19 protein-coding genes are annotated in these 16,495 nt (G+C 62.3%); 6 read left to right on the top strand and 13 right to left on the bottom strand.

Annotated features, from left to right (window positions below):
• Position 1 precedes the first annotated feature (1 nt).
• The 5 genes from metW to AC07OV_RS26285 form a co-directional block, all read right to left on the bottom strand.
• Complete coding sequence (gene metW, locus AC07OV_RS26305; protein WP_016972957.1) at positions 2-622, bottom strand: methionine biosynthesis protein MetW; 621 nt, start codon at positions 620-622, stop codon at positions 2-4.
• A gap of 7 nt (positions 623-629) precedes the next feature.
• A complete protein-coding gene (gene metX, locus AC07OV_RS26300) occupies positions 630-1,769 on the bottom strand; it encodes a homoserine O-succinyltransferase MetX (RefSeq protein ID WP_494996230.1) in 1,140 nt (379 codons plus the stop codon).
• Positions 1,770-1,996: 227 nt separating this feature from the next.
• On the bottom strand, positions 1,997-2,584 hold the full coding sequence (locus tag AC07OV_RS26295; protein WP_494996229.1) for a YggT family protein: 588 nt from the start codon (positions 2,582-2,584) through the stop codon (positions 1,997-1,999).
• Between the two features lie 23 nt (positions 2,585-2,607).
• On the bottom strand, positions 2,608-3,426 hold the full coding sequence (gene proC / locus AC07OV_RS26290; RefSeq protein WP_494996228.1) for a pyrroline-5-carboxylate reductase: 819 nt from the start codon (positions 3,424-3,426) through the stop codon (positions 2,608-2,610).
• 33 nt (positions 3,427-3,459) lie between these two features.
• A complete protein-coding gene (locus tag AC07OV_RS26285; RefSeq protein ID WP_495093275.1) occupies positions 3,460-4,146 on the bottom strand; it encodes a YggS family pyridoxal phosphate-dependent enzyme in 687 nt (228 codons plus the stop codon).
• A gap of 57 nt (positions 4,147-4,203) precedes the next feature.
• Between AC07OV_RS26285 and AC07OV_RS26280 the strand changes: the two genes are divergently transcribed.
• Positions 4,204-5,238, top strand: coding sequence for a type IV pilus twitching motility protein PilT (locus tag AC07OV_RS26280; RefSeq protein ID WP_495093274.1), 1,035 nt, complete (start codon positions 4,204-4,206; stop codon positions 5,236-5,238).
• Positions 5,239-5,375: 137 nt separating this feature from the next.
• Here the strand turns inward: AC07OV_RS26280 and AC07OV_RS26275 are convergent, their stop codons facing one another.
• Positions 5,376-6,014 carry a C40 family peptidase gene (locus AC07OV_RS26275; protein ID WP_259172546.1) on the bottom strand — a complete coding sequence of 213 codons (639 nt, stop codon included), beginning with the start codon at positions 6,012-6,014 and terminating at the stop codon, positions 5,376-5,378.
• Between the two features lie 250 nt (positions 6,015-6,264).
• On the opposite strand from AC07OV_RS26275, the gene AC07OV_RS26270 reads away from it, so the two are divergent.
• Positions 6,265-6,693 (top strand): NINE protein, encoded by a 429-nt coding sequence (locus tag AC07OV_RS26270; protein WP_495093273.1) that lies wholly within the window; start codon positions 6,265-6,267, stop codon positions 6,691-6,693.
• A gap of 148 nt (positions 6,694-6,841) precedes the next feature.
• On the opposite strand, the gene AC07OV_RS26265 is transcribed toward AC07OV_RS26270, so the two are convergent.
• The 7 genes from AC07OV_RS26265 to gshB all read right to left on the bottom strand — a co-directional run bounded on the left by AC07OV_RS26265 (position 6,842) and on the right by gshB (position 12,839).
• A complete protein-coding gene (locus AC07OV_RS26265) occupies positions 6,842-8,113 on the bottom strand; it encodes a dihydroorotase (RefSeq protein ID WP_495093272.1) in 1,272 nt (423 codons plus the stop codon).
• Positions 8,110-9,114 carry an aspartate carbamoyltransferase catalytic subunit gene (locus tag AC07OV_RS26260; protein WP_010207224.1) on the bottom strand — a complete coding sequence of 335 codons (1,005 nt, stop codon included), beginning with the start codon at positions 9,112-9,114 and terminating at the stop codon, positions 8,110-8,112. Before AC07OV_RS26260 ends, AC07OV_RS26265 begins: the two co-directional genes overlap by 4 nt.
• Positions 9,115-9,138: 24 nt before the next feature.
• Positions 9,139-9,645 carry a bifunctional pyr operon transcriptional regulator/uracil phosphoribosyltransferase PyrR gene (pyrR, locus tag AC07OV_RS26255; RefSeq protein WP_176996761.1) on the bottom strand — a complete coding sequence of 169 codons (507 nt, stop codon included), beginning with the start codon at positions 9,643-9,645 and terminating at the stop codon, positions 9,139-9,141.
• A 73-nt stretch (positions 9,646-9,718) separates the two neighbouring features.
• Positions 9,719-10,156 carry a Holliday junction resolvase RuvX gene (gene ruvX / locus AC07OV_RS26250; RefSeq protein WP_003195067.1) on the bottom strand — a complete coding sequence of 146 codons (438 nt, stop codon included), beginning with the start codon at positions 10,154-10,156 and terminating at the stop codon, positions 9,719-9,721.
• Complete coding sequence (locus AC07OV_RS26245; RefSeq protein ID WP_176996760.1) at positions 10,156-10,725, bottom strand: YqgE/AlgH family protein; 570 nt, start codon at positions 10,723-10,725, stop codon at positions 10,156-10,158. The genes ruvX and AC07OV_RS26245 overlap by 1 nt, the downstream gene beginning before the upstream one ends.
• 177 nt (positions 10,726-10,902) lie before the next feature.
• Entirely contained in the window at positions 10,903-11,808 is a 906-nt protein-coding gene (locus AC07OV_RS26240; RefSeq protein WP_495093271.1) for an energy transducer TonB, read from the bottom strand.
• Between the two features lie 77 nt (positions 11,809-11,885).
• Complete coding sequence (gene gshB, locus AC07OV_RS26235; RefSeq protein WP_159960633.1) at positions 11,886-12,839, bottom strand: glutathione synthase; 954 nt, start codon at positions 12,837-12,839, stop codon at positions 11,886-11,888.
• A 239-nt stretch (positions 12,840-13,078) separates the two neighbouring features.
• On the opposite strand from gshB, the gene pilG reads away from it, so the two are divergent.
• From pilG to AC07OV_RS26215, 4 genes are read left to right on the top strand one after another with little or no spacing between them, the layout of a single operon-like run.
• A complete protein-coding gene (gene pilG, locus AC07OV_RS26230) occupies positions 13,079-13,486 on the top strand; it encodes a twitching motility response regulator PilG (RefSeq protein ID WP_016972942.1) in 408 nt (135 codons plus the stop codon).
• A 46-nt stretch (positions 13,487-13,532) separates the two neighbouring features.
• On the top strand, positions 13,533-13,898 hold the full coding sequence (pilH, locus tag AC07OV_RS26225) for a twitching motility response regulator PilH (RefSeq protein ID WP_016976047.1): 366 nt from the start codon (positions 13,533-13,535) through the stop codon (positions 13,896-13,898).
• Between the two features lie 12 nt (positions 13,899-13,910).
• Positions 13,911-14,435: a chemotaxis protein CheW gene (locus AC07OV_RS26220; RefSeq protein ID WP_494996222.1), complete on the top strand. Its 525-nt coding sequence runs from the start codon at positions 13,911-13,913 to the stop codon at positions 14,433-14,435.
• Positions 14,432-16,483 carry a methyl-accepting chemotaxis protein gene (locus AC07OV_RS26215; RefSeq protein WP_176996757.1) on the top strand — a complete coding sequence of 684 codons (2,052 nt, stop codon included), beginning with the start codon at positions 14,432-14,434 and terminating at the stop codon, positions 16,481-16,483. The genes AC07OV_RS26220 and AC07OV_RS26215 overlap by 4 nt, the downstream gene beginning before the upstream one ends.
• Positions 16,484-16,495: the final 12 nt, after the last annotated feature.

Here is a 16,495-nt window from a genome sequence, read left to right as displayed (position 1 = left end):
ATTAGACGGCAATCTTGTGGTCGGTCAGGCCAGGGCTGCTGACCCGGTAAATGCCGATTTCTCCCAACAGATTAGGCCACAGCTTACTCGCCCAGCCATGGCGGTGCTGTTGATCGACGGCAAGGCGGTTGATCACCTTGGCTTCACGCTCGCCACACAAGGCTTCGAAGTCTTCGAAGGTGCAGAAGTGGATGTTCGGCGTGTTGTACCACGTGTACGGCAGGAAGTCCGACACCGGCATGCGGCCCTTGGTGGCCAGGTACCAGCGGCAGCGCCAGTGGCCGAAGTTGGGGAAGGTGATGATGCACTGGCGGCCTACGCGCAGCATCTCGTCGAGGATGCGGTCCGGGTAGTGCACCGCCTGCAGGGCCTGGGTCATCACCACGATGTCGAAGCTGTTGCTGGCAAAGTTGCCCAGGCCCTTGTCCAGGTCCTGCTCGATCACGTTGATGCCCTTGGCCACGCACTGGGCGATGTTGTCCGGGTCGTTTTCCAGGCCGTAGCCGGTGACTTGCTTGTTGTCGCGCAGCCAGCTCAGCAGTTCGCCATCGCCGCAGCCCAGGTCGAGCACGCGGCTGCCGGCGGGGATCCAGTCTTGGATGATTTCCAGGTCGGCTCTCATGGCGTTCTCACACAGTAATCCGGTTCATGTAGTTGCCGAACGCCTGCAGGTAGCGCGGGATCGGAATCAGGAAGGCGTCGTGGCCCTGCGGTGCGTCGATCTCCAGGTAGCAGACGTCTTTGCGCGCCGCCATCAAGGCATCCACCAGCTCGCGGGAGCGCGCCGGCGAGAAGCGCCAGTCGGTGGTGAACGACATCACGCAGAACTTGGCCGTGGCGCCCTCGAAGGTTTTCGCCAGGTCATCGTCGTGGTTGGCCGCAGGGTCGAAGTAGTCCAGGGCCTTGGTCATCAACAGGTAGGTGTTGGCGTCGAAACGCCCGGAGAACTCCTCGCCCTGATAACGCAGGTAGCTTTCCACCTGGAACTCGACGCTGTGGAAGTCGTAGTTGAGCTTTTCGCTCTTGAGGCCACGGCCGAATTTCTCGCCCATGGAGTCATCGGACAGGTAGGTGATATGCCCGACCATCCGCGCCAGCATCAGGCCGCGCTTGGGGATCACACCGGCTTCCTGGAACGAACCGCCGTGGAACTCGGGATCGGTGAGGATGGCCTGGCGCGCCACTTCGTTGAAGGCGATGTTCTGCGCCGACAACTTGGGGGCCGAGGCGATAGCCAGGCAATGACGCACGCGGTCCGGGTAGGTGATGGTCCATTGCAGGGCCTGCATGCCGCCCAGGCTGCCACCGATCACGGCGGCCCACTGGCTGATGCCCAGCAGGTCGGCCAGGCGCGCCTGGCTGTGCACCCAGTCTTCCACGGTGAGCACCGGGAAGTCGGCGCCGAACGGCTTGCCGGTTTCCGGGTTGAGGCTGCTCGGGCCGGTGGAGCCGTTGCAGCCGCCGAGGTTGTTCAGGCTGACCACAAAGAACTTGTTGGTGTCGATGGGCTTGCCGGGGCCGATGCAGCTGTCCCACCAGCCGGGCTTGCGCTCGTCGGCCGAGTGATAGCCTGCGGCGTGATGATGGCCGGACAGGGCGTGGCAGATCAGCACGGCATTGCTCGCTGTAGCGTTCAATTGGCCGTAGGTTTCGTAGATCAGGTCGTAGGCTGGCAGCGACCGGCCGCAGGCCAGGGCCAGCGGTTCGCTGAAGTGCGCCATTTGGGGCGCGACCAGTCCAACAGAATCGGGGGGGAAGGCAGCTGGCATCGACCCTGCTCTCGTTTAAATGAGGCGTAAGTCTAAAGAGCGGGGGGGCCAGCGGCAAGCAAAGGCCTGCACGGATTCAAATCAGGGCACAGATACAAAATGTGGGGGCTGGCTGTGTGGGAGCTGGTTTGCCTGCGATACAGGCACCTCGGTCTTTCAGATGCACCGCGGTGATGCTATCGCAGGCAAGCCAGCTCCCACACAAGCCAGCTCACACAGGAGGCTTGTCAGATCAGGCCGAACAATTCCTTAGGCATGAACGCGTAGTAGGCCAGGCGCGGGATCACCCAGCTTTGCAGCAGCTGGATCGCGATGAATGCAAAGATCGGCGAGATATCCAGGCCGCCCAGGTTGGGGATCAAGCGACGGAACGGCGCCAGCACCGGCTCGGTGATCTGGTACACCAGCTCGGCGCCCGGGCTGCGGCTGCCGGGAGCGACCCACGAGAGGATCACGCTGATGATCATCGACCAGAAGATGATCTTCAAAAACAGCGAGAAAATGCCGATCAGGCCCCACGGCAACAGCAGCACGGTGTTGGCCTGGTAGCCGTTGAGCAGCAGGATCACCGCAAACAGCAGGATTTGCAGCAGCAGTGCCAGCACCAGCGACGACATGTCCAGGCCGAACATGCTCGGCACAACCCGGCGCAGTGGCTTGAGCAGCGGCTGGGTGGCCTTCACCACGAACTGGCACAGCGGGTTGTAGAAGTTCGCCCGCACCAGTTGCAGGATAAAGCGCATCAGCACGATCAGCAGGTACAGGCTGCCCAGGGTCTGGATGATGAAAATGGCAGCGTCATTGATTCCAAGCATGTTTGATTCCTTGTAGGGGACGACTATTTGCCCAGCTGCTCGGCCATCTCGGCCGAACGATGTGCTGCAGCACCCAGTGCTTTTTCCACCAGGGCTTCAAAGCCCCCGGCCTGGAACGATTCGATGGCAGCCTGCGTGGTACCGCCCGGGGAGGTCACGCGGCGGCGCAGTTCGGCGGCGTCCACGTCGCTGGTCACCGCCATCTTCGCGGCGCCCAGGGCCGTTTGTTCGGCCAGTTGCTTGGAAATGTCCTGCGGCAGGCCCAGTTTCACGCCGGCGGCGGTCATGGCTTCGATCAGCAGGAAGAAATACGCCGGGCCGCTGCCTGACACGGCGGTGACGGCGTCCAGTTGCTGTTCCTGTTCCAGCCACAGCGCGATGCCCACGGCAGACAGCAGTTCCTGAGCCTGGCCACGCTGCTCGGCGCTGACTTCGGATGTGGCGTACAGGCCACTCACACCCTGGCGCAACAACGAAGGCGTGTTGGGCATGCAACGCACGATCGGCTGCGCGCCAAGCCAATTAGTCATGCTGGCACAGGTGATGCCAGCGGCAATCGAGACCACCAGTTGATGGGGCAGCAGGCTTGGGCGCAGGCTTTCGCACACGGCCTTCATGGCTTGCGGCTTGACCGCCAGCACGATCACGTCGACGCCTTGAATGGCCTCGGCGTTGTCGGCAAAGGTTTCAATGCCGTGCTCGGCGCTGACGCGGGCGCGGGTTTCGGCGCCCGGGTCGCTGGCGCGGATCTGCTGGGCTTGCAAGCCCTTGGCCCGCAGGCCACCGATCAGGCTGGCCGCCATGTTACCGGCGCCGATAAAGGCAATACGCGTGTTACTCATGACAGGTCCTTACTCAGAGGGAAGTCAGCCATTTCAAGGCTGGCCGTAGTCGCGGGCGCCAAACAGGGCGGTACCGATCCGCACCCAGGTGGCACCTTGGGCGATGGCCGACTCAAGGTCGTGGCTCATGCCCATGGAAAGTGTGTCCAGCGGCAGGTTCAAACTGGCTTGCAGGTTACGCACCGTGGCGAAGGCTGCATCTTGCGCGGCACGATCTTCCGTCGGCTCAGGGATTGCCATCAAGCCCCGCAGTTGCAAGCGCGGCAGTGCGCTGATCGCCTGGGCCAGCGCCGGCAGGTCGGCGGGCGTACAGCCGGACTTGCTGGCTTCGCCACTGACATTGACCTGAATGCAGATGTTCAGCGGCGGCAGGTCGGCCGGGCGTTGTTCGGACAGGCGTTGTGCGATTTTGAGGCGGTCCACGGAATGCACCCAAGCGAAGTTCTCGGCGATAGCGCGCGTCTTGTTCGATTGAATGGGGCCGATGAAGTGCCAACTCAAGGGCAGGTCGGTTAATTCGGCCTGTTTGCCCAAGGCTTCCTGCAGGTAGTTCTCGCCAAAGTCGCGCATCCCGGCGGCGTAGGCTTCACGCACGGCTTGCGCGGGTTTGGTCTTGCTCACGGCCAGCAGGTGGATGCTGCTTGCGTCACGTTGCACGGCGTCGGCTGCGGCGCGGATGCGCTGGCTAACCAGGCCAATGTTGTCTGCTATCGTCGACATTCAAGATGCGCCCGTGGATATGGAGTCCGCGGCATTCTACTGGAAATGGAAAGCCCTATGGATATCACTGAATTGCTGACGGTCAGCGTGCGCCGAGGCGCCTCCGACCTGCATTTATCGGCCGGCCTGGCGCCGATGCTGCGTGTGGATGGGGAGGTGTGGCCTTTGGACGGGCCGGTGCTTTCAGCCTCGCACGTTGCGGATTTATTGCGCCCTTTGCTCAACCAATACCAACAAAAGGATTTCGAAACATCTCTTGAAACGGATTTTGCCTTCGCGTTGCCGGGCGTAGGGCGTTTCCGTGCGAACGTGTTCCAGCAGGACCGTGGCATGGGGGCCGTATTTCGTACGATTCCCGCTGAGGTCCAGAGCCTGGAAAGCCTGGGACTGGGCGAGGTGTTCCAGCGTATCGCCCAGTTACCGCGTGGCCTGGTGCTGGTCACCGGGCCTACCGGGTCCGGCAAGTCCACGACACTGGCGGCGATGATCGATTACCTCAATCAGCATCGGCGCCAGCACATCCTGACTCTGGAAGACCCCATCGAATTTATCCACCGGCCGAAAACGGCGTTGATCAACCAGCGCCAGGTGCATCGGGACACCCACAGCTTCTCGACGGCCTTGCGCTCGGCGTTGCGCGAAGACCCGGACGTGATCCTGGTGGGCGAACTGCGCGACCTGGAAACCATCCGCCTGGCCCTGACGGCGGCCGAGACCGGGCACCTGGTGTTTGGCACCCTGCACACCACGTCGGCGGCCAAGACCGTGGACAGGCTGGTGGATGTGTTCCCGGCAGGGGAAAAGACCATGGTGCGCTCGATGCTGTCCGAGTCGCTGCAGGCGGTGGTGTCTCAGGTGCTGGTGAAGAAGATCGGCGGCGGGCGCGTGGCGGCCCATGAAATCATGCTGGGCACGCCGGCAATCCGGAATTTGATTCGTGAGGACAAGGTGGCGCAGATGGTCTCGGCGATCCAGACAGGCGGGGCGCTGGGGATGAAGACCCTGGATATGAGCTTGAAGGCGCTGGTGAGCGAGGGGGTGATCAGCCGGGAGCACGCGCGGGAGAAGGCGAGGGTGCCTGCAGATATCTAAAGGATACAAAAATCACTGTGGGAGCTGGCTTGCCTGCGATAGCTGTCTGGCAGCTTGCACAGATATTGCCTGACAGTCCGCTTTCGCAGGCAAGCCAGCTCCCACAGTTGATTGCATTTCAAATGGGGAGCTAGGTATCAGCGCTGAACGACGCGCAGGTTGTTCTGCTCTTTTGGCAACACCCGCTTGGCAATCACGTAGTTCTTGTCCCAGAACGGCTTTTTCAGCGTGTCGATGCTGACGGCCTTGCCGCGACGCGGTGCGTGGATAAAGCGGTCATTGCCCAGGTAGATGGCAACGTGGTTGACCTGGCGGCTCTTCAGTTTGAAGAACAACAGGTCACCGGGTTTCAGGTCCTTGCGATCAACCTTCAGCCCGTGGCCAGCGGCCATGGCGTTGGAAGTACGCGGCAAATCCACGGCTTTTACGTCGTTAAACGCATATTTCACCAAACCACTGCAGTCGAACCCTTTACTTGGGCTGCTGCCGCCCCAACGATAAGGAGTACCGAGCACGTTGACGGCGCGGCTGAGGACGTTGCTGCTTTGCTTGGTGTTGCTGGCAGCCAGTGCGGTGTGAACAGCTTTACCGTGAACCTTGCTCACTTGAGTCGGGCGGTTGACGGTCAGCTTTACCGACTTGGCGGTGCTCGGTGTGCTGTGGACTTTAGGGGTGAAACCATTAACGTTCGGAAGTCGTTGCTCACGATTGGTGGCGTGGGCGGCCAGTGGCATTAATAGGCAGATGGTTAGCCATGTCTTGAAAAATGGTCGCATTAGGCGTGGCTCTTTTAGGTTTGCGCGCAACTTTATAACAGCTTTTTGTGTCGTTCTCAGGCCGTTTGTCGACTGAATGTTGACGTCAAAATCAGGAAATACGCGACGAAACGCCGCAATTGTCCTACACAAGTCAGGTGGCATAAGGCTTTCAGGGGAGGGAAGATACCATTTGCCGTACGTCGGGCGCCCGTAAAAAAGTCACAAAGAAAATGAAAAAATTTATCTATCGAGGCAAAAGAGGTCCTTCATGAACACCTATCGACAGGATTATTCGCAGTCAGACACCCATAGCAAGGTGATTGGCTACCTGCTGTGGATTTTCGGTTTTACCGGTGCCCATCGCTTCTACTACGGCAAACCGGTGACCGGGACGATCTGGTTTTTCACCTTCGGCTTGTTGGGCGTAGGTTGGCTGATCGACCTGTTCCTCATCCCGGCCATGGACCGTGAAGCGGACATGCGTTTTACCGCCGGACCGATCGAATACAACGTGGCCTGGATTCTATTGGCGTTCCTCGGCGTGTTCGGTGTGCACCGCATGTACCAGGGTAAATGGATCACCGGCCTGATCTACCTGCTGACCGGCGGCTTGTTCCTGGTGGGGGTGCTGTACGACTTCTGGACGCTGAATACGCAGATTTCGATCCGCAATGCCGAGCGCAATAACGGCCGCTGAATCTGCACACCCTTAAATGTGGCGCCGACTTGTGTGGGAGCTGGCTTGCCTGCGATGCAGGCACCTCGGTCTTTCAGTTCAACCGAGGTGATGCTATCGCAGGCAAGCCAGCTCCCACAGGGACCGAACCCACATTAGATGTGTTCTATCAGGCCTGGTAGCTGATGCGTCCGTCTACCAGCGTGTAACGCACCGTCGCCGGCAGGCTATGGCCGATGAACGGGCAGTTTTCACCCTTGGACAGCCACTGCTCCCCGGCAACCGTTGAGCTGCCCAGGTCGAACAGCACCAGGTCGGCCGGCGAACCCACCGCCAACTTCCCCGCCGGCAGGCGCAAAGCCTGGGCCGGGCCTGCGCTCAGGCGTGCCAGCAGTGTCGGCAAGTCCAGCAAACCGTCTTCCACCAGCGTCATGGCCAGCGGCAGCAACAGTTCGACACTGCTGATGCCCGGCTCAGTTGCACCAAACGGTGCCAGCTTGGCATCCCGCTCGTGCGGCTGGTGATGGCTGGAGATCGCCGAAACCACACCCGACTTCACCGCCGCGCGCAAACCTTCGCGGTCGGCGTGGGTGCGCAGCGGCGGCTGCACGTGGTAAAGGCTGGAGAAATCGATCAGCGCCTCATCCGTCAGAATCAGCTGATACAGCGCCACGTCCGCCGTGACCGGCAGGCCACGGGCCTGGGCCTGGGCGATCAAGGCGACACCGCGTGCGCTGGTCAACTGGCTGAAGTGCGCGCGTACCCCGCTTTGTTCCACCAGCAGCAGATCGCGGGCCAGGGCCACGGTCTCGGCGGTTTCCGGAATGCCCGGCAAGCCGAGGAAGCTGGCCACGGCGCCTTCATGGGCCAGGCCGCCTTCGGCCAGGTCGCGGTCCTGGGAATGGAAGATCACCGTCAGGTCGAAGGTGGCTGCGTATTCCAGGGCGCGCAACAGCGTGCGGGTGCTGCGAAAGCTCTCCAGGCCATTGCCGAAGGCCACGCAACCGGCGTCACGCAAGGCGATCAGCTCGGCGAGCTGTTCGCCTTCCAGGCCTTTGCTCAGGGCGCCGATAGGGAACACCTTGCAATTGCCGGCTTCGCGGGCGCGGTCGAGGATCAGCTCGGTCACGGCCGAGGTGTCCAGGATCGGCTTGGTGTGCGGCGGGCAGCACAGGCTGGTCACGCCACCGGCAGCGGCGGCGCGGGTTTCGCTGGTGATGTTGCCTTTGCGGCTGTAGCCCGGCTCGCGCAGGGCGACGTTCAGGTCGACCAGGCCGGGTGCAGCCACCAGGCCTTTGGCATCGATGGTTTCAATCGCGCTGAAACCCGCAGGCGCAGCGCCGATGGCGATGAGCTTGCCGGCTTCCATGTGCAGATCGGTAACGTGATCCAGGCCACTGGCCGGATCAATGACTCGGGCGCCGAGAATGCTGAGCTTCACTGGGCGTTCTCCTGCTCGAATTGACGTTGCGCGGTTTGCCCGCTCATGGCCATGGACAGTACGGCCATGCGCACGGCGATGCCGTAGGTGACCTGGTTGAGTATCACCGACTGTGGGCCGTCGGCCACCGCCGACTCAATCTCCACCCCCCGGTTGATCGGGCCCGGGTGCATCACGATGGCATCCGGCTTGGCGCCGGCCAGGCGCGCAGTGGTCAGGCCGAACAGGCGGTAGAACTCGCCCTCGCTCGGCAGCAGGCCGCCAGCCATGCGCTCGCGCTGCAGGCGTAGCATGATCACCACGTCCACATCCTTGAGGCCTTCGGCCATGTCGGTGTAGACCTTCACGCCGTATTGCTCGATGCCGATCGGCAGCAGGGTTTTGGGTGCGATCACGCGGATATCCGGGCAGCCCAGGGCCTTCAGGGCCAGCATGTTCGAGCGTGCTACCCGCGAGTGCAGGATGTCGCCGACGATGGCCACCGAGAGGTTTTCAAAGCTGCCCTTGTGCCGACGGATGGTGAGCATGTCGAGCATGCCCTGGGTCGGGTGGGCGTGACGACCGTCGCCGCCGTTGATGATCGCCACCTGTGGGCACACGTGCTCGGCGATGAAGTGCGCGGCGCCGGAGTCGCCGTGGCGCACCACGAACATGTCGGCGGCCATGGCTTCCAGGTTGCGCAGGGTGTCGAGCAGGGTTTCGCCCTTGCTCGCCGACGAGGTGGACACGTTCAGCGTGATCACGTCGGCTGACAACCGCTGGGCCGCCAGTTCAAAGGTGGTGCGGGTGCGGGTCGAGTTCTCGAAGAACACGTTGCAGATGGTCTTGCCGCGCAGCAGCGGGACCTTCTTCACCGCCCGGCCACCGACTTCGAGGAACGAGTCGGCGGTGTCGAGGATCTCGGTGAGCAGTTCGCGGGGCAAACCGTCGAGGGACAAGAAGTGTTGCAACTGGCCCTGAGCATTGAGCTGCAGCGGGCGCTTGGCATCTAGAGGCGTCATCGCGGGGACTCTTTACAAGGCGGTTTAAAGGGCGAGGTCTTGCAGTTCGAGTTCGAGCGGCGTAGGACCGGTCAATTTTACCCGCTGGTGGGGTGCAAGCGACAGTGTGGCGCCGACCACATCCGGGCTGATAGGCAATTCGCCGGCGTCCAGGTCCAGCAGGCATACCAGGGTCACGCTGGCCGGGCGGCCGTAGTCGAACAGTTCGTTCATGGCGGCGCGGATGGTGCGGCCGCTCATCAGCACGTCGTCGATCAGCACCAGGTGCTGGCCTTCGATCTCGAACGGCAGGGCAGAAGGGCGCACTTGCGGGTGCAGGCCGTTCTGGCTGAAGTCATCGCGGTAGAAGGACACGTCGAGGGTACCCAATGGCGAATCGCTGCCCAGCGCTTCCAGCAGCGCCTGGGCCACCCACACGCCGCCGGTGCGAATGCCGATGAAGCGCGGCTCGCTGATGTTGCGGTGTTGCAGATGGGCCGTGAGGCTTGTGGCCATCTGGCTGATCAGTTCGGCGGGGTTCGGCAGGCTCATGCAGGCTCCTTCAGGACCTTGCCGCAGGCAGGGTCCGGGCTCAAACGTAAAAAGACGCGGCAAGCCGCGTCAGTCAGGATTCAAATAAAGCGGTGTTTTCATCCAACCAGCCCTGCAACAACAAGGCGGCGGCGATGGCGTCCACGGGGTTGTCGCGGTAGCTGCCTTTCTGCCCGCCACGGTCACGGCGTTCACCCTTGGCTTCAAAGGTGGTGAGGCGTTCGTCGTGGGTATAGAAGGGCAGGTTGTAGCGGCCGTTGAGGCGGCGGGCGAATTTCTCAGCGCGCAGGCACATGTCGCTGGGAGTACCGTCCATGTTCAAGGGCAGGCCGACCACCACGGCGTCGGGCTTCCACTCTTTAATGAGGGCTTCGACCTGGTTCCAGTCCGGCACGCCGTTCTGGGCTTTCAAGGTGCACAGCTCGCGGGCCTGGCCGGTAATGACCTGGCCGACCGCCACGCCGATCTGTTTGGTGCCGTAGTCAAACCCTAAAATCAGCCGCAAAGCCATCAGGCGTGCCCCGCCTGGCTGGTCAGCAGGCTGAGGTTGACCCGCAGCTTGGCCGCCGCTGCTTCCAGGCGCAGTTCGCTGGGGGTGTTGAACAGGATTTCGGCATCGAACGGGCAGGTCAGCCAGGCATTACTGGCCAGTTCGGCCTCCAGCTGGCCTGCTTCCCAACCGGCGTAACCCAGGGTGATCACGCTTTGTTCGGGGCCTATGCCGTCGGCGATGGCGAACAGCACGTCCTGGGACGTGGACAGCGAAACCCCTTCAAGGTCGACCGTGGCCTGGAACTTCGGCCCGGTGGGGTGCAGCACGAAACCGCGATCGGTCTGCACCGGCCCGCCAACGTAGATCGGTACATGCTGGCAACGGGCTGGCGGATCGATTTCCGGGCGCAGTTGCTCAAGGATGTCCGCCAGGTTCAGCTCTTGCGGGCGGTTGATCACCAGCCCCATGGCACCATTGGCGGTGTGCTCGACGATGTAGGTCAAGGTCTGCGCAAAGTTCGGGTCGGCCATGTGGGGCATGGCGATCAGGAATTGGTGCTTGAGGTAGGTCGGGCTGACATTTTTCATGTCCGCTAGTGTGGCGGTGGAGGGGCGAACTGACAAGCCGGGGATGCACGGCAGGCCCACCTTTCATGTTAAACGCGAACCCTGTAGGAGCCGGCTTGCCGGCGATGGCGTCCGTTCAGACACCGCAAGACACACATGCCGCATCGCCGGCAAGCCGGCTCCTACGCGGGATCTGCGTCAGTTGCTGGACAGGCGGTCGCCCTTGGCGAACTTCCAGGTGCGGATAATTTCCAGGCGGTCGACATCGTTCAGGTCCCCGGTAAACGGGGCAAAGGGCGCGGCCAGGCGCACGATGCGCTGGGCGGCCTGGTCCAGCAGCGGCTGGCCGGACGATTCCAGCACCTGCACTTCATAGAGTGTGCCGTCGCGGTTGATCGACACCAGCAAGCGCAAATTGCCGTAAATCTGCTGGCGACGTGCCTCATCCGGGTAGTTGAGGTTGCCGATGCGCTCGACCTTCTTGCGCCATTCGTCCTTATACCAGGCGCCTTTGTCGCGCATGGTCGAGGCCGCGTTCAGCCGGTAGATGCGCGGGCGCTTGGCGTACAGCTGTTGTTCGTTGGCCAGTTCGGCTTCCAGGCTGGAGATCTGGTCGGAAAGCTGTGAGCTGTCGAAGGTGGGCGCCGGCTTCACCGGTTCAGGGGTTGGTTCGGTCTTGGCTTTTACGCGCTGGGTTGGTGCTTTTTGCGGCTTGGGCGCGACGGTAGTCACGGCGGCCTTGGGCGCGGCTTGCTTGACCTCGGGTTTGGGGGCCGGAGGCGGGGTGACTTTATTGACCTTGTTGTCCTGGAACGGCGCCACTTCGGTGGTCTTGGGCACGGCCTTCTTGTCGAGGGTGCCGCTGCCTTGCTGGTTCTCCTGGGCGAGAAAGTCGGCTTTTTCCGGCTTTTTCTCGCTCTTGAACGTGGCGAGGGTGATTTCCAGGGTCTTGGTGATCTGCTTGGGCTCGACCATGGTGAAACCCACGCCGAGGATCAGGGCCAGGTGAATCAATGCTGCCAGGAACAGGGTAAATCCGAGCCGATCAGCCGGGCGCACGCCGCTGTGGGAGAGTTCGGGGGGCAGATCGGACGGGAGTGTCATGACAAAAAAACCAACATCGCGCGTTTCACAGGTGGCGCATGATAACGCAATGTTGGTTGGTGTCCGGCTGTTCTATGTCACTTGGCTTGTAGCTTGCGCTCGATGGCGGCCATCAACATTTCGCCGATGTTGGTACCAAAGGCGTTGTCGATCTCGCGGATGCAGGTCGGGCTGGTCACGTTGATTTCGGTGAGGTTTTCACCAATCACGTCCAGGCCTACAAACAGCAGGCCTTTTTCGCGCAGGGTCGGGCCGACCTGGGAGGCGATCCAGCGATCCTTGTCCGACAACGGGCGTGCTTCGCCACGGCCACCGGCCGCCAGGTTGCCACGGGTCTCGCCGGCTGCCGGGATGCGCGCCAGGCAGTAATCCACGGGCTCGCCGTCGATCATCAGGATGCGCTTGTCGCCGTCCTTGATCGCCGGCAGGTACGCCTGGCCCATGATCTGCTGGGTGCCCAGCGCGGTCAGGGTTTCGAGGATCACCGACAGGTTCGGGTCTCCGGCGCGGTGACGGAAGATCGAGGTGCCGCCCATGCCGTCCAGTGGCTTGAGGATTACATCACCGTGCTTGGCCGCGAATTCACGCAGCACGTCGGCGCGGCGGCTGACCACGGTCGGCGGCGTGCACTGCGGGAACAGGGTGGCGAACAGCTTTTCATTGCAGTCGCGCAGGCTCTGCGGCTTGTTGACGATCAACACGCCGGCGCGCTCGGCCTGCTCCAGCAGGTAGGTGGAGTAGACAAACTCCATGTCGAACGGCGGGTCCTTGCGCATCAGGATCACGTCCAGATCGCTCAGCGGGCTGTCGATTTCGTCGGCCAGCTCGAACCACTTCTCCGGGTTGGCAAACACCTGCAGCGGGCGCATGCGTGCACGGGCCTCGCCGTCGCCCTGGTAAAGGTCGCGCTGCTCCATGTAGAACAGGGTCCAGCCGCGGGCCTGAGCGGCCAGGAGCATGGCCAGCGAGCTGTCCTTTTTATAGGAAATGCTGGCGATAGGGTCCATGACAATGCCGACGCGAACGCTCATGGGGGATTTCCTCTAGCAAATTAGGGCGCATAAAAGTGGCGTCAGAGTGGCGCTGCGGCTGTTGTGGGTCAAGGAAAAACCACCGGGCAGGCCGCTCGATAGATTGCACCCCAAGACTGTGCTAAAAAGACTGCCACGGTGCAGCAGCCCTTGGATTTCAGGGCTTGCGGCGCTCATCCTGTGAGACATCAGGCAGTACACACCGAAAACCGATTCGCTGTGGCGATGGTAGAGCAGATATGGAACAGCATTCCAACGCCTTGAGAGTGATGGTGATCGACGATTCGAAAACGATCCGCCGCACCGCCGAAACACTGTTGAAGAACGCAGGGTGCGACGTCATCACGGCCATCGACGGTTTCGATGCCCTGGCCCGGATTGTTGATCATCACCCGCACATTATTTTTGTCGACATCATGATGCCGCGCCTGGATGGCTACCAGACTTGCGCGCTGGTGAAGAACAACCCGGCGTTCAAGTCGATCCCGGTGATCATGCTGTCCTCCAAGGACGGCCTGTTCGACAAGGCCAAGGGGCGCATCGTGGGTGTCGATCAGTTTTTGACCAAGCCTTTCAGCAAGGAAGAACTGCTGGGTGCGATCAAGGCCTACGTGCCTGCCTTCGCCGCAGTAGAACAAGCACACTGACGTCGCCTCACAAGGGCTGGCGCCAACCAATGTAGTGGGGAAAACCATGGCACGTGTTCTGATCGTCGACGATTCGCCGACCGAAATGTACAAACTGACCGGCATGCTGGAAAAGCATGGCCACCAGGTCCTGAAAGCCGAAAACGGCGCGGACGGCGTGGCCCTGGCCCGCCAGGAACTGCCCGACGCTGTGCTGATGGACATCGTGATGCCGGGCCTCAATGGCTTCCAGGCCACCCGCCAGCTGTCCAAGGAGCCGGAAACCAACGGTATCCCGATCATCATCATCACCACCAAGGACCAGGAGACCGACAAGATCTGGGGCGCCCGCCAAGGGGCCAAGGACTACCTGACCAAGCCGGTGGACGAAGAAACCCTGATTGCCACCCTGAACAAGGTGCTGGCCGGCTGACGGTTCGCCACCATGACCGAGTCGCAAACCGCCTTCGAGCTGTTGCTGGACATTGACCGCCGCTGCCGCCTGCTGGCCGCCGACCTGCCATCCCAGGAAACCCGCCTGCAACGCTGGAGCGGGATCGGCTTTCGCCTGGGGCCGCACTGGTATGTGGCGCCCATGGGCGAAGTCGCCGAAGTCCTGCATGAGCCGCGCTGCACCGTGATGCCGGGCGTAAAACCCTGGGTCAAGGGCGTGGCCAACCTGCGCGGGCGCTTGCTGCCGGTGATGGACCTTGGCGGTTTTCTCGGCCTGGAGCTGTCCCGGGTGCGCAAGCAGCGGCGGGTACTGGTAGTGGAATACAACGACCTGTTCGTCGGACTGCTGGTAGACGAGGTGGTGGGCATGCAGCATTTCGCGCAAGACGCATTGTTGACGGGCACGCTCTCCAGCGCGCCGTTTATCCAGGGCCAGTTCGACGGCGACCAGCTGTGGCAGGTCTTCAGCCCCTTCGCTCTGGCCCAGGCCCCAGGCTTCATGGATGTTGCCGCATGACCACCGCTACCACGCCCAAACCCCAAGCCGCCTCGCGCAGTCGCTCGCAGATCATCGTGCTGTTCATCGCGTTGATCGTGTTCATCATGTTGCTGTTCGCCAACTTCGCGTACCTCAACACCCAGTCCACCTACGACAAACAGTACATCGGCCACGCCGGCGAGCTTCGCGTGCTGTCCCAGCGTATCGCCAAGAACGCCACCGAAGCCGCGGCCGGCAAGGCGGCGGCGTTCAAGTTGCTGTCTGACGCGCGCAACGACTTCGCCCAGCGCTGGGGCTACCTGAAAAAAGGCGACATCGAGACCGGCCTGCCTGCCGCACCCAACGCCGTGCGTGCCGAGATGCGTGCGGTGCAGACCGATTGGGAAGCGCTGCTGAAAAACACCGACGCGATTCTCGCCAGCGAGCAGACGGTGCTGTCATTGCACCAAGTGGCCGCGACCCTGGCCGAAACGGTGCCGCAGTTGCAGATGGAGTCGGAAAAAGTCGTCGACATCCTTCTGCAACGTGGTGCCCCGGCCAGCCAAGTAGCCCTGGCCCAACGCCAGTCGTTGTTGGCCGAGCGAATCCTGGGCGCCGTGAACACTGTGCTCGCCGGCGACGAAACCGCCGCCCAGGCCGCCGACGCCTTTGGTCGCGACGCCAACCGCTTCGGCCAGGTGCTCAACGGCATGCTCCAGGGCAACGCCGGGTTGCGCATCAGCCAGGTCGAAGACCACGACGCCCGGGCACGGCTGGCGGAAATCGCCGAGTTGTTCGAATTCGTCTCGGGCTCTGTGGATGAAATCCTCGAAACCTCGCCGCAACTGTTCCAGGTGCGGGCGTCGGCGAGCAATATCTTCAACCTGTCGCAAACCCTGCTCGATGAAGCCTCGCACCTGGCCACCGGGTTTGAAAACCTCGCCAGCGGGCGCAGTTTCGACACCATCGGCGGCTATGTGCTGGGCCTGCTGGCGCTGACCTCGATCATCCTGATCGGCCTGGTAATGGTGCGCGAAACCAACCGCCAGCTGCATGAAACCGCCGAGAAGAACGAGCGCAACCAGAACGCGATCATGCGCCTGCTCGATGAAATCGAAGACCTCGCCGATGGCGACCTGACGGTGACTGCTTCGGTGACTGAAGACTTCACCGGCACCATCGCCGATTCGATCAACTACTCCGTGGACCAACTGCGCGACCTGGTCGCCACCATCAACCTCACCGCCGGCCAAGTCGCCGGCGCGGTGCAGGACACCCAGGCCACCGCCATGCACCTGGCCCAGGCTTCGGAGCACCAGGCCCAGCAGATTGCCGAAGCGTCCACCGCGATCAACGAGATGGCCCAGTCCATCGACCAGGTCTCGGCCAACGCCGCCGAATCCTCGGCGGTGGCGGAGCGCTCGGTAGAGATCGCCAACAAGGGCAACGAGGTGGTGCACAACACCATCCACGGCATGGACAACATTCGCGAGCAGATCCAGGACACCGCCAAGCGCATCAAGCGCCTGGGCGAGTCGTCCCAGGAGATTGGCGACATCGTCAGCCTGATCGACGACATTGCCGACCAGACCAACATCCTGGCCCTCAACGCCGCGATCCAGGCGAGCATGGCCGGGGACGCCGGGCGCGGTTTTGCCGTGGTCGCCGACGAAGTGCAACGGCTGGCCGAGCGCTCGTCGGCGGCTACGCGGCAGATCGAAACCCTGGTGCGCGCGATCCAGGCCGACACCAACGAAGCCGTGATTTCCATGGAGCAGACCACCACCGAAGTGGTGCGCGGTGCACGGCTGGCCCAGGACGCGGGGGTGGCCCTGGAAGAAATCGAAGGCGTGTCGAAAACCCTGGCGGCGTTGATCCAGAGCATTTCCAACGCGGCGCAGCAGCAGACTTCGTCGGCAGGGCAGATTTCCCTGACCATGAACGTGATCCAGCAGATCACCACCCAGACCTCGTCGGGCTCCACGGCCACCGCCGAAAGCATCGGCAACCTGGCGAAGATGGCCAGCCAGTTGCGGCGGTCGGTGTCGGGGTTCACCTTGCCGCCGCCCAAGCAGGTCGACAATTGAAATGCATTTTAA

The organism is Pseudomonas sp. GW821-FHT09A09, assembly GCF_059418405.1.
The sequence above is the reverse complement of the archived record's forward strand: the minus strand, read 5'-3'. Positions and strand labels throughout refer to the sequence as shown.